This window comes from Devosia sp., from assembly GCF_028290435.1.
In the GTDB taxonomy this organism is placed as follows: Bacteria; Pseudomonadota; Alphaproteobacteria; order Rhizobiales; family Devosiaceae; genus Devosia.
Map to the genome: position 1 here is coordinate 28183 of NZ_JAQGJV010000015.1, position 12981 is coordinate 41163.

General features: G+C 63.1%; 11 protein-coding genes and 1 tRNA gene. 6 read left to right on the forward strand and 6 right to left on the reverse strand.

Features of this window, described 5'->3' with window-relative positions:
* The first annotated feature begins 132 nt into the window (after positions 1 to 132).
* A complete protein-coding gene (locus JWP26_RS04140) occupies positions 133 to 2841 on the forward strand; it encodes an autotransporter outer membrane beta-barrel domain-containing protein (protein WP_299723897.1) in 2709 nt (902 codons plus the stop codon).
* Here the strand turns inward: JWP26_RS04140 and cysW are convergent.
* The 3 genes from cysW to cysP all read right to left on the reverse strand — a co-directional run bounded on the left by cysW (position 2838) and on the right by cysP (position 5555).
* On the reverse strand, positions 2838 to 3653 hold the full coding sequence (cysW, locus tag JWP26_RS04145) for a sulfate ABC transporter permease subunit CysW (RefSeq protein ID WP_299723900.1): 816 nt from the start codon (positions 3651 to 3653) through the stop codon (positions 2838 to 2840). The genes JWP26_RS04140 and cysW overlap by 4 nt on opposite strands.
* Positions 3653 to 4489: a sulfate ABC transporter permease subunit CysT gene (gene cysT, locus JWP26_RS04150; RefSeq protein ID WP_299723903.1), complete on the reverse strand. Its 837-nt coding sequence runs from the start codon at positions 4487 to 4489 to the stop codon at positions 3653 to 3655. Before cysT ends, cysW begins: the two co-directional genes overlap by 1 nt.
* A gap of 67 nt (positions 4490 to 4556) precedes the next feature.
* Entirely contained in the window at positions 4557 to 5555 is a 999-nt protein-coding gene (cysP, locus tag JWP26_RS04155) for a thiosulfate ABC transporter substrate-binding protein CysP (protein ID WP_299723906.1), read from the reverse strand.
* 346 nt (positions 5556 to 5901) lie between these two features.
* Between cysP and JWP26_RS04160 the strand changes: the two genes are divergently transcribed.
* Complete coding sequence (locus tag JWP26_RS04160; RefSeq protein WP_299723909.1) at positions 5902 to 7785, forward strand: diguanylate cyclase; 1884 nt, start codon at positions 5902 to 5904, stop codon at positions 7783 to 7785.
* Positions 7786 to 8002: 217 nt separating this feature from the next.
* Here the strand turns inward: JWP26_RS04160 and rimO are convergent, their stop codons facing one another.
* Positions 8003 to 9334, reverse strand: coding sequence for a 30S ribosomal protein S12 methylthiotransferase RimO (gene rimO, locus JWP26_RS04165; RefSeq protein WP_299723912.1), 1332 nt, complete (start codon positions 9332 to 9334; stop codon positions 8003 to 8005).
* A 324-nt stretch (positions 9335 to 9658) separates the two neighbouring features.
* Here rimO and JWP26_RS04170 point away from each other — a divergent pair, with 324 nt between their 5' ends.
* Positions 9659 to 10036, forward strand: coding sequence for a DoxX family protein (locus tag JWP26_RS04170; protein WP_299723915.1), 378 nt, complete (start codon positions 9659 to 9661; stop codon positions 10034 to 10036).
* A gap of 207 nt (positions 10037 to 10243) precedes the next feature.
* On the opposite strand, the gene JWP26_RS04175 is transcribed toward JWP26_RS04170, so the two are convergent.
* Together JWP26_RS04175 and lipB are read right to left on the reverse strand one after the other, a co-directional pair.
* Positions 10244 to 10789: a DUF4282 domain-containing protein gene (locus JWP26_RS04175; RefSeq protein WP_299723918.1), complete on the reverse strand. Its 546-nt coding sequence runs from the start codon at positions 10787 to 10789 to the stop codon at positions 10244 to 10246.
* A gap of 65 nt (positions 10790 to 10854) precedes the next feature.
* Positions 10855 to 11577 (reverse strand): lipoyl(octanoyl) transferase LipB, encoded by a 723-nt coding sequence (lipB, locus tag JWP26_RS04180; protein ID WP_299723921.1) that lies wholly within the window; start codon positions 11575 to 11577, stop codon positions 10855 to 10857.
* Between the two features lie 137 nt (positions 11578 to 11714).
* Between lipB and JWP26_RS04185 the strand changes: the two genes are divergently transcribed.
* The 3 genes from JWP26_RS04185 (at position 11715) to JWP26_RS04195 (ending at position 12905) form a co-directional block, all read left to right on the forward strand.
* A complete protein-coding gene (locus JWP26_RS04185) occupies positions 11715 to 11948 on the forward strand; it encodes a FliM/FliN family flagellar motor switch protein (RefSeq protein ID WP_299723924.1) in 234 nt (77 codons plus the stop codon).
* 273 nt (positions 11949 to 12221) lie between these two features.
* Positions 12222 to 12306, forward strand: a tRNA-Leu gene (locus JWP26_RS04190).
* Between the two features lie 161 nt (positions 12307 to 12467).
* Positions 12468 to 12905, forward strand: coding sequence for a pseudoazurin (locus JWP26_RS04195; RefSeq protein ID WP_299723927.1), 438 nt, complete (start codon positions 12468 to 12470; stop codon positions 12903 to 12905).
* The last annotated feature ends 76 nt before the right edge of the window (positions 12906 to 12981 follow it).

The following is a 12981-nucleotide window of genomic DNA, read 5'->3' on the forward strand; positions in this document are numbered from 1 at the left end:
CCGGGTGTTTGAGGTCTACAGGTAGCGGCCGGATTGAGCTAAACCAGCCACTGGCTGGTGTTTTTTTCCGGCTGGGTTATTCTGAAGCCAGCGTCGAACTTATTGCGTATGTCTCACCGCTGGGGTCACACCATGCGATTTGAGCTCGGCTTTCGACGCGTATGCCTGCTTGTCCCGGCGACAGCCATCACCACGATCCTGTGGTCGAGCGGTGCGGAAGCGGCCTGTGTGTTCGCCCCGACGGCGGGCGATGACGCCTATATTTGCGATAGCGGCGTATCGGGGGGACTGAGCGATCCGAGCGGCAATAACAGCCTGACCTTTCCAGCCGGCGGCGCCGGGGTGATCAATGGCAATGTCACGTTCGGCGGCGGCGCGGACCGGGTGACCATGGCCTCGGGGCAGGTGACGGGGGCCGTGAGCCAGGGCAACGGCATCGACGACTTCACCATGAGCGGCGGGCAGATCGGCTCGCTGCAGCAGGGCGATGGCTACGACACTTTCAACATGAGTGACGGGAGCATCACCGGAGCGTTCGAGGACGGCGATTACGCGGTCATGAGTGGCGGCACGATCGGCCGGGTCGACATGAAGCTGGCCGACAATTTCTTTTATCTGCAGGGCGGGCGCATCCACGGCAACCTGGTGACGGGCTTTGGGCTCGACACCATCGACATGTCTGGCGGCACCGTAGGCGGCAATATCAGCGTCAGTGGCGGCAACGATATCATGCGGCTGAGCGGTGGGACGGTGGGCGGCGAAATCCGCATGAGCTTCGGCAATGACGAGCTGACCTGGGACGGCGGCGGCGCGGTGTTCGGCAGTGTGCTGATGGGGCAAGACGGGGACCTGGCGACCTTGCGCGGCCTGCGGGAAGCGACGCTTTCGGTGACGCCGTCGATCGATGGCGGCGTGGGCACCGATGCGCGCGTGGTGACGCCGGCGACGGACGTGCTGATTTTCGACGACACGCAGAGCGCCAATGGCGCGCGCTATACCAATTGGGAGGCTATCGAGCTGACCAACGGTTCGTCGTTCACGCTGGACGGACGGCCACTGGTGCTGGGAGGCGGCGATACGCTGACCGGTTCGCTGGGGATCGATACGACCAGCGACATTATCGTCAATGGCAATGCGGCGATCGGCCCGTTCGGGGCGGGACTGGCGCGCGTGAGCAATGCGGGCACGATCTATATGAGCCACGCGGTCACTACGCCAACCGACCGGCTGACCATCAGCGGTGATTATGTAGGCCTGAATGGCTCGGTGGTGCTCGATACCTATCTGGGCACTGACGGCTCGGCGTCGGACCGGTTGCTTATTTCGGTTGGGACGGCAAGCGGGCTGACGGGGCTCGGCATCGTCAATGCGGGCGGACCAGGCGCGAGCACTAGCCAGAGCGGCATCATGGTGGTGCAGGCAATCAATGGCGGGACAACAAATGGTGACGCCTTCGCGCTGGACCGGGCGGTGGCGGCGGGGGCTTATGAATACCTGCTGTTCAAAGGTGGCGTGGAGGCGAACACAGGGGAGAACTGGTATCTGCGCTCCAGCCTGATTAACGTGCCGCTGCCGCCAGCGCCGCCGCCGCCCGAGCCACCGGCGCCACCGCCGCCCGCACCGCCGCCGCCGGTGAATGAGCCAGTGCCGACGCCGCCCGATCCGGGACCGGTGATCAATCCCGGGCCGCCGGTGCCGGACGTGGAAGCGCCGGTGGTGCCGGCCGATCCGCCGGTGGTGCCGCCGATCGCGCCGCAGCCGATCGATCCAGATCCGGTACTGGACCCTGGCGTGGCGGCGCCGACACGAACCGCGCCATCTGCGGGGCGCCTGTCGATCGTGCCGCCCACGTCGCAGGCCCGGCTGCCGACGGCGGACCTGCTGGCGGGGGCCGCGGCGGTGCCGCTCTATCGGCTGGAAGCGGCCACTTATGCGGTGGTGCCGGTCGCGGCGCTGGCGCTGGGATTACAAGCGCTGGGGACGCTGGACGAGCGCCGGGGCAGCCAGGGTAATGTCGTGGATGACACGCAGCCGGGCTGGCTGCGAGTCTATGGGCAGCGCACCGAACAATCCTGGACCGCCACGGTCGCGCCCACGTTCGATGGGCAGACTTATGGCGTTCAGGCCGGGCTCGACCTGCTCAACACGGAAAGCGACGGATACCGGACGACCGGTGGCGTGTTTACCGGCATGGCGGGCATGAGTGGCGACATTCGCGGCTTTGCGCTGGGTTGGGCCGATTATGATGTCGGCACACTCAATCTCAATTCGACGCAGGCCGGGGTGTATCTGACCCAGGTCGGCCCGTCCGGCTGGTATGTCGACGGCGTGCTGATGGGCTCCTGGCTCGGCGGGTCCGCGACTTCGACGCGGGACGTGGGTGTGGATGTGTCCGGCCTTGGGCTGATAGCGTCGCTGGAGGCGGGGTATCCGCTGCCGCTGGCGGGCGGGTGGACATTGGAGCCGCAGGGTCAGATCATCTGGCAGGGCTTGTGGCTGGACCAGACCTCGGACAGCTTTGCCGATGTGCGCTTCAGCCAGGCCAGCGGGGCGACCGGCCGTATCGGCGTGCGGCTGGACAACCGGATTGCGCTGGAAAACGGGTTTATCGAGCCGGCGCTATTCGCCAATCTTTGGCAAGATTTCGGCAGCACCGAAACGATGCTCGATGCTGACCGGCTGGAAACCCGGCATGATGACACGGCGGTAGAGGTGGGCGTTGGCTTTAGCGCAGAGCTGGCCCCGAAGGTCAGCGTGTTCGGGAATGCCAGCTATACCAGGGGCTTGGGCAGCGAACGGACGTCGGGCAAGGCGCAGTTCGGCTTGCAGGTGAGCTTCTAGCGCCAGCCTTTGGATTCGACGGCGGTTTTCAGCACTAGCGTGATGACCGAGGCCAAGGCGAGCACCGAGGCGGCGGCGAAGGAGCCGGTGACGTTGAAGTCGTTGAACAGCAGCGAGATCTGCAGGGGCAGGGTGTTGGTCTGGCCGCGGATGGCGCCGGAGACGACGGAGACGGCGCCGAACTCGCCCATGACGCGGGCATTGCAGAGGATGGCGCCGTAGAGCAGGGCCCAGCGGATATTGGGCAGGGTGACGAGCGTGAACATCTGCCAGCCATTGGCGCCGAGGGAGAGCGAGGCTTCCTCGTCCTCGGAGCCCTGTTGCTGCATCAGGGGGATCAGTTCGCGCGCCACGAAGGGGGCGGTGACGAACAGGCTGACGAGGAAAATGGCGGAGACGGTGAACATCAACTGGACGCCGACGCTGGCCAGCGCGGGGCCGAGCAGGCCTTGGCCGCCATAGAGGAACAGGTAGATGACGCCGGCAACGATGGGGCTGACCGAGAAGGGTATCTCGATGACGGTGATGAGAAATTGCCGGCCGGGGAATCGGAAGCGGGTGACCAGCCAGGCGGCGCAGACGCCGAAGACGACGTTGATCGGGACGACGACAAGCGAGGTCAGCACCGTCAGGCCGATGGCGTGGAGCGTGTTGCGCTCAAGGATGTTGGAAAAGTAGACGCTGACGCCCTCGCGGAAGGCGAAGGCAAAGATAACGGCAAGTGGCACCATGAGAACCAGCGCGGAGACGGCGAAGGCCAGCGCGATGAAAATGCGTTCGGCGAGGCTGCGGCGGTGGACGAGCTCGGTCATCAGCGGGTCCGGTCGGTGTAGCGCAATTGCCAGGCCTGGAGCGCGTTGGTGATGAAGAGGGTCGCGAAGGCGGTCAGCAGCAGAATCAGCGCCAAGGCGGCGGCGGCTTCGTAATTGTATTCGTCGAGGCGGATGAAGATCAGCAGCGAGACGATTTCGGTGAGGCCGGGCAGGTTGCCGGCGATGAACACGACAGCGCCGAACTCGCCGAGGCTGCGGGCGAAGGACAGAACGCAGCCGGCCATGAAGGCCGGCAGGATGACCGGGGCGATGATGCGGGTGAAGACCTGCCAATTGGTGGCGCCGAGGGTCTTGGCGGCCTCCTCGAGATCGACCTGAAGGTCTTCGAGCACCGGCTGGACGGTGCGGACCACGAAGGGGATCGAGGTGAAGATCATGGCGACGATGATGCCGAGCTGGGAGTAATTGACCTTGATGCCGAGGGGTTCGAGGAACTGGCCATACCAACCGGTTTGGGAAAAGAGCGTGACGAGGGTCAGGCCGGCGACGGCGGTGGGCAGCGCGAAGGGCAGGTCGATCAGGGCATCGAGCAGGCGCTTGCCGGGGAAGCGGTAACGGGTGAGTACCCAGGCCATCAGCATGCCGAAAACACCGTTGAACGCGGTGGCGGCGAGAGCTGAGCCGAAGGTAACGCGGTAGGCGGCGAGCGAACGCGGCATGGAGATGATGCGCCAGAATTCGGGCCAGCCCATGCCGCCCACCTTGAGCAGCATGGCGAGCAGCGGCAGCACGACGATGATGACGAGATACAGCATGGTGACCCCAAGGGTCACACCAAAGCCGGGCAGGAGATGCTTGGAGCGACGAGCGGCCATACTATCCCATCAAGTCAAACGGCGTGGCTTAGTGCCACGCCGTCGAGAGTCATGATTGCTCAGGTGCTTACTGATTGACGAACACCTTGTCGAGCAGGCCGCCATCGGCGAAATGCTCTTCGGAGACCTTCTTCCAGCCGCCGAATGCGTCTTCGACGGTGACGAGGCGAATGGCCGGGAAATCGGCGGCGTGGGCGGCCAGGATTTCGGGATTGTTGACGCGGTGGAAGTTGGCGGCGGCGATCTCCTGGCCTTCGGGGGTGAAGAGGAAATCGAGATAGGCCTTGGCGATATCACGGCTGCCACGGGCATCGGCGACCTTGTCGACGATGGCGACGGGGAACTCGGACAAGAGGCTGACGCTGGGGATGACGGCGTCATACTTGTCGGCGCCGAGCTGCTTGCGCACGCCTTGCACTTCGGCTTCGAAGGTGACGAGGACGTCGCCCTGCTGGCGTTCGGTGAAGGCGGTGGTGGCGGCGCGGCCGCCGGTTTCAAAGACCGGCACATTGGCGAACAGCTTGGTCAGGAAGGGTTCGACCTTGGTTTCGTCGCCGGCATATTCCTCATCGGCCCAGGCGCGAGCGGCCAGATAGGTGTAGCGGCCGTTGCCGGACGTCTTGGGATTGGGGAAGATCACCTGGACGCCATCGGCGGCGAGATCGCCCCAGTCCTTGATGCCCTTGGGATTGCCGGCGCGGACGAGGAAGGCCGGAAACGAGTAGAACGGGGAGGCGTTGTTGGGGAACTGGGTGGCCCAATCGGCCGCAACGAAACCGCCATCGGCAAGCTTCTGGATATCGGGGACCTGGTTGAAGGTGACGACATCGGCCTGCAGGCCTTCAAGCACGGCGCGGGCCTGGGCGGACGAGCCTGCATGGGACTGATCGACCGTGAGATCGACGCCGGTGGATGCCTTGTAGGCGGGGATGAAGGCGGCGTTGATGGCTTCGAACAGCTCGCGGGAAATGTCGTAGGAGACGTTGAGAATCTGCGTTGGCTGGGCGAAAGCGGGCGTGCCGCCCAACGCCAGGGCTGCCACGGCGATGGCGAGGAACTTCTTCATGTGACGCGGGCTCCGAAGGGCTGTGCGGGAAAGGTGGAGGGAACCTAGCAGCGGGTTTGGGCGCGTCAAACGTAAAGCATTGATGTGGATGACTAATTTACGATGTTGCCGGGAGGGGCAATGGCGTTGCGCGGGAACGAGGTCTCAGGCGAAATTGTTGCGTGTGTCTGGTGGCGTGGCGCGGCCTGACCGGCTGATATGAGACCGATTACAGGGTGACAATGGTGGATGCCGGGCAAAAGCGTAAGCATTCGTTATAGGCAAAATGCGAAACTGGTTCAGTGACATAGTGCCCATTTTTAACAGTCAGTAGAAATACCGAATGCATCCCGTCTGGTACGGACTCTTGGCAAATCTGGCAGTGGTGACGATTTTCGTCTCCAGCTGGGCCTATATACAGGCCATGTTCGACCGCTGGTCGCCGTGGGTGCGCGCCCTTGCGCTGGGAACGCTGTTCGGCATTGGCGCAGTGATGGCTATGCTGAGCGCCTTCATGTTGGATGAAGGCGTGTTTATCGACCTGCGGACGACGCTGATTTCGTCGGCGGGATTGTTTGGCGGGCCGGTGGCGGGATTGACGGCAGCACTGATTGCGGCCGGATATCGGCTCTATATGGGCGGCGCGGGAGCGTGGGGCGGGTGCCTCGGTATCGCGGTGGCCGTAGGGCTGAGCCTGGCGCTCTATGCCGCGGCGCGCGGGCGCAAATTGCGGCGCCGCGATGTGCTGGTTCTCGCCTTGCTGATAGCGGCGATGGGCATCATCATTGTGTTCGTGCTGCCGAGCCAGCATCGCGATGCTGCCCTGGCACAGACAGCGGTGCCAAGCGCCGTGCTGCATTTCATATCGAGCCTGCTGGCGGGGCTGGCGCTGCTCTATGACGAGCGCCGGCGCATTGCAGTGCGCGAAAACCAGACCTACCGCACCATCATCGAGTCGCTGCCGGACAGCCTCAACGTCAAGGATCGCGATGGCCGGTTCATCGCCGCCAATCCGGCGACCGCGGCGCTGATGCATGCCAAAAGCGCGGCCGAACTGATCGGCAAGACCGACGCGGATTTCTATGCGCCGCCGGTGGCGAGCCGCTTCCGGCAGGATGAACTGGACGTCATGGCCAGGGGCGTGATGACGAGCATCGAACAGAAACTGCCCGATCTGGACGGCAATCCGAAGTGGCTGTCGACGCTCAAGGTGCCGCTGTTCGATGACAGCGGCGCGGCGGCGGGAATCATCACCCTCAATCGCGACGTGACCGAGCGGCGCAACCTGGAGCTGGCGCTGGAGCAAAGCCAGCAGCAGTTGTCCTATGCGATGGCGCAGATGGCCGACGGCGTGGCGGTGTTCGACCGCAACGGGATCATGGTGTTCAGCAACGAGCAATATCGCGACAGCTTTCCACTGACGCGGGATGTGCGCGTGCCGGGCAACCATGTGCGCGATATCTTGCGGGCGTCGGCGCAACGCGGCGAGCAGACCGTGCTGGAAGTGGATGATCTGGAAGAATGGGTCAATCTGACGGAGGCGGCGCTGTATACGCCCACCGAACATGACGTGCCGTTGGTTGGCGGACGCTGGGTTCAGTTTCGCACCAGCGCGTCTCCCGACGGGGCGAGCATGGTGGTGGTGTCGGATATCACCAAGATCAAGACGGCGGAGACCAATCTGCGGGCGCTGACCAACCTGCTGCAGCAGCAGGCGGTGACCGACGGGCTGACCGGGCTGTTGAACCGGCGGGCGTTCGACGAGGCGCTGGAGGGCGAACTGGCGCGCAGCGCGCGCGACAAGAGCTGGATCAGCCTGTTGCTGATGGATATCGATCGGTTCAAGGCGTTCAACGATCATTATGGCCATCAGGAAGGCGACACGTGCCTGCGCGCCGTGAGTGCCGAGTTCAAGCGGGTGCTGAAGCGGTCGAGCGACGTGGCGGCGCGCTATGGCGGCGAGGAATTCGTGGCGATCCTACCCGATACCGACGAGGACGGGGCGTTCGCCATCGCCGATGAGTTTCTGAAGGGCTTGCGGGCGCTGGGGATGGCCCATGCCGGCAGCGAGAAGGGCATTGTCACGGCCAGCATCGGCATTGCGTGCTATCGTCCGGACGAGGATTTGCGCGGGGCGGTAGAGCTGGTGGGGCGGGCCGATCAGGCGCTGTATGGCGCCAAGCTCGCCGGGCGGGATCGGCTCACGGGCTGGCGCGGCGCACGCGACAAAAGTGCATTGGGCTTCGGGTGAGGGCGGTCTGCAAACGGCGGCTTGCTGCCCTCCGGTGCTCACGCACTTGAGTACGCTCCGCTCCGGTTCTCGAGGCCCACCGTGTTCGCTTGCGCGGAGCTTCGGTTCGACTCGCTCTGACCCGAAGCGCAACGCACTTTGCGGTGGTCAACCTAGTGGAGATCGAGCGTCGCGGGATGCACCCCGGTTTGCGCCGGGGTGACATCGATTTTGCAGGCTAGTTCAGCGCCTTCACGGGCGTTGCGAAGAGGTCGTATTCGTCGCTGTCGGTGACCAGGACGTCGATCATGTCGCCGGGCTTGATGCCGGTGGCGTTGGAGACGATGACCTGGCCGTCGATCTCGGGAGCATCCCACTTGGAGCGGGCGATGGCCTTGTTGGCGTCGGGCTGCACATCATCGACCAGCACCTGGATGGTGCGGCCGACCTTTTTGGCGAGCTGGCCGGTCGAGACGTTCTGGGCGACTTCCATCAGGCGTTCGAAACGATCCTGCGCGACGTCGTCGGGGACGATATCGGCGAGCTCATTGGCGGGGGCGCCGGTGACGGGCTCGTATTTGAAGCAGCCGGCACGGTCAATTTCGGCTTCTTCGATGAAGTCGAGCATCATCTCGAAATCTTCTTCGGTCTCGCCCGGGAAACCGACGATGAAGTTGGAACGCACAGTCAGATCAGGCACTTGCTCGCGCCAGTTGAGAATGCGATTCAGCGTCTTGTCCTGATGGGCCGGGCGGCGCATGGCCTTGAGGATCTTTGGCGAGGCGTGCTGGAAGGGGATGTCCAGGTAGGGCAGGACCAGACCTTCGGCCATCAGCTCCATGACCTGATCGACATGCGGGTAGGGATAGACATAGTGCAGGCGGACCCAGGCGCCGAGCTGGCCGAGTTCCTTGGCGAGATCATAGAACTTCGCCTTGACCGGGCGGCCGCGATAATTGCTCTCGGCGTATTTGATATCGACGCCGTAGGCGCTGGTATCCTGGGAGATGACCAGCAGTTCCTTGACGCCGCCGCGGATCAGGCCTTCGGCTTCGCCCAGAATGCCGGCAGCGGGGCGGGAAGCCAGATCACCGCGAATTTGGGGAATGATGCAGAAGGAGCAGCGATTGTTGCAGCCTTCGGAAATTTTCAGATAGGCGTAATGGCGCGGCGTGAGCTTGAGGCCCTGTTCGGGGACCAGGTCGACGAAGCGGTTCGGCACCGGCGGCAGATGCTCATGCACGGCGCTGACGACGTTCTCGTACTGATGCGGGCCAGAAATGGCGAGCACGGACGGATGGGTCTTGCGGATCAGCTCTTCCTCGACGCCGAGGCAACCGGTGACGATGACGCGGCCGTTTTCGGCCAGCGCTTCGCCGATGGCTTCTAGCGATTCCTGCTTGGCGCTATCGAGGAAGCCGCAGGTGTTGACGAGCACGATATCGGCGCCCGCATAGTCGCGGCTGAACGAATAGCCCTGCGCGCGAAGGGTGGACATGATGCGCTCGCTATCGACGAGGGCTTTGGGGCAGCCGAGGCTGACGAGGCCAATTTTTGGCGCTTGGCTCATGTGAGCTTGTATTCCAATGTTCGAAGGTTGGCGGCGTCATACAGAAAATCTGACGGTTACGCAATGTGACTGTCGCGGGGCTGGCGTGTGCGCAGCGGTGAACACGCAGGGTTGAAAGCCGGGATCGGTGAACAGTGTGATCGTTACTGTGCAGGTTATGGGTTGCAATGGACTGAGCTAGTGGGGAAGATATTCGAGCGTCAGTTGAGGTGGCGCCGTCATATCCGCAGCAGCTCATCGAAGATGAACTGCTTCAACTGAGCCGCGCTTCCGAACCGGAAAACCGCTTCGCACTTTTCCTGGAAACGCTTAAGGAGTCCACCAATGTTCGATCGTCTCTCCGTTTACGCGCCGCAGGCCCTCGCGGTGCTCCGCATCGTGGCTGCAATCCTGTTCATCCTGCATGGCACGCAAAAGCTTATCGGCTTTCCCGCAGCGGAATTCTCCCCGCCGCTGATGAGCCTGTTCGGTCTGGCCGGCCTTATCGAGATCGTCGGCGGCCTGCTGATCCTCGTCGGCTTCTTCACGCGCCCCGCCGCCTTCATCGCCGCCGGCGAAATGGCCGTTGCCTATTGGATGGCGCATGCTCCCAACAGCGTGTTCCCGTCCAACAATGGCGGCGATGCGGCGATCCTGTTCTGCTTCGTGTTCCTGTACCTGGTGTTTGCAGGGCCGGGCGCGTGGAGCGTCAACAAGAAGTAGGGTCTTTTTGGCCTGAAGATGAAGAAGCCGCCGCGATTGAGTTCGCGGCGGCTTTTTTACGGCATCTACCGGGCTTCCGCGGACTTAATCCGCGGGCCGTTCGCCGCTTGGGCCGTAGTGAGAGCGGCCCGCGGGGTCAAGCCACCGGGAAGGATCGAGTGGGGGAGGGATCAACGCAAAGGAGAGGAGGTTTCGCCTTCGCGAACTCTAAGTCCTTGGTGTCGGCGTGCGCTTTGCGGTGCGTTTGGGCTTGAACACTTCGCCGGGCTCGGTCGCGGGAGCGCGCAGGGGCGGCGTGCCCGGTGGGGTAGCCGGCGTCGTCTGCGGGTAATAGGGGCCGGGTTCGGTTGCCGGGGTGATGTATTCGTCGGCCTCGGCGTAGTCGCGGTCTTCGCCTTCTTCGGCCAGGTCGCGAATGGCGTCGCGCACTTCATCGAGCAGCGAGGCCGAGTAGCGCGAGCGGTTGACGCTGTCGCTGCTGGATTCGTGGGCCTTGAAATAGACCAGCAAGGCCTCGCAGCCGATGCGCAGGAGAATCCACGACAGGAGGCTGAAGACGGCAATTTCGAGCAGGCCCCAAAGGCCATTGCCGAAGCCGGAGCCGAAGGTGAAGAACAGATGGCCAATGGCCCAGAGCAGGATGGCGCAGAGGCCGAGCGCGTAGAGGATCGGCACCAGGCGCGGTGACAAGATGGAGTCGAGCTTGAACAGCGTTTGTCTCGTAAACAGGCGCTTGAGGTCATCCAGGGTCATTTCGGTCTCCACGATTCAGGCCGGTTTCGCCATGTCTGCACTATTTGGGGCGGCGCTGGCAAATCTCACGCGCTTGGCAGCTCTGCTGAGACGGCAATAGTTGGCCCAAACTGCGCCTCAAAGGTCTGGCGGAGGACCGAATCGACTTCGGGCAGGGAGACGAGATGGCCGAGGTCCTCGAAGCTGGTGACGCCCTGGTCGGCGATTCCGCAGGGGACGATGCCGTCGTAATGGCTCAGGTCCGGCGAGACGTTGAGCGAAATGCCGTGGAAAGTCACCCATTTGGAGACGCGCACGCCAATGGCGGCGATCTTGTCCTCACGGCCGATGCCTTTGTCGGGGCGCGCAACCCAGACGCCGACGCGGCCGGGGCGGCGTTCGGCGCGGATGTTGAAGGCGGCCATGGTGTCGATGACCCATTGTTCCAGGGACTGCACCAAAGCGCGGATGTCGCGGCCGCGCTCGCGCAGGTCGAGCATGATGTAGGCCACGCGCTGGCCGGGGCCGTGATAGGTGTACTGGCCGCCACGGCCCGCATCATAGACCGGGAAGCGGTCGGACAGCAGGTCATCGGCGTGGGCCGAGGTGCCGGCGGTGTAAAGCGGGGGGTGTTCGAGCAGCCAGACGGCCTCGGCCGCCTCGCCGGCCGCGATGGCGGCGGCGCGGGCGCGCATGGCGTCGAGCGCCTGGGGGTAGGGCACGGGCGTGGCGGAAATGATCCACTCGACCGGTTTGGCATCGGCCCGCAGCATTTTATGAGCAGGGGGCTCGATGTCGGATCGCGGCATTAACACTTTGATAACCATAGTTGCCAGAAGATTACCCGGAGAGATTCCGCCCGAGAGTCACGGTGCAGCTTAGCTGAAGCGGCCCTGAATTTCGACAGCGCCAGGTGGCGCGCCGGACAAAGGTTCGAGACATATCTATGAGCACTCTGGACAATATTGAAGTGGACATCACCGTCGAGCTCGGCGCGACGACGATGCCGGTGCATCATCTGCTGCGCATGGGCCGCGGTGCGGTGATCGAGCTGGACACAACCGAGAACGACCCGCTGCGGATTTATGCGAACAATACGCTGGTCGCGCATGGCGAAGTGCGCGTGGATGAGGGGCGGTTGCGGGTTCTCATCTCCGAAAAAGTCTACCGCCGCGGCTAGGCACATCGATCTTTGGGGGATGCCGGTCTGCAAATGCCGGTCGTCTGCGCTTCCGGTGCTCACGTACCCGAACGTACGTTCCGCTCCGGTTCTCGACGACCAGCATTTTCGACTCGGCCTGCCCCAAAGCTCGACGCGCCTGGTGCTGACTGGGACATCCACAATTCTCTTACGCACTATCTCATCTTAGGCAATTTAACCGCTTGAGGTTACGGATGAGCTTTGCTACATGCCCATCACGCTTCGCCGCAGGGGGAAGCTCTACCATGGCGTGCGGTCGTGGCGGAATTGGTAGACGCGCAGCGTTGAGGTCGCTGTATCGCAAGATGTGGAAGTTCGAGTCTTCTCGACCGCACCAGTCGCCTTCGAAAGCGACACGAAAACAAGCCACCCCTTGGGGTGGCTTTTTTGTTTCCGGAACTCCAATAGCTTTCATTGGTTTTTTGATGGCCAGGTCACGCGCCGGTGCGTTGACCACTCACGGAAAACATGATCATCCAAATCTGCTTTAGGAGAACTATGATGCATATTGGACGGATAATTTTTGGCGCGGCCCTGCTGTTCTCATCGTCGGCGATGGCGGCGGACTATCAGGTGCAGATGCTCAACAAGGGCAGCGACGATGCCAGGATGGTTTTCGAACCCGCGCTGACCACGATCGTGCCCGGCGATACGGTGACCTTTGTTGCAACGGACAAGGGGCACAATGCAGAGACAATCCCGGGCATGCTTCCCGATGGCGCCGAGCCTTTCAAGGGCGCTTCGGGCAAGGACGTCACGGTGACGTTCACGGTTCCCGGCGCCTACGGAATCAAGTGCCTGCCGCATTTTGGCATGGGCATGGTGGCTTTGGTGGTTGTGGGCGATGCGCCGGCCAACCTCGATGCCGTCAAGGCCGTCAAGGTGCCACCCAAGGCGGCTGAGCGATTCGAAGCGCTGTACCCCCAGATCAAGTAAGCAGCTCTACTTTCAGGACGATGCACAAGGCCACTCTTCGGGGTGGCCTTTGTTTTTTGCTTAACCGTCGGCGCAG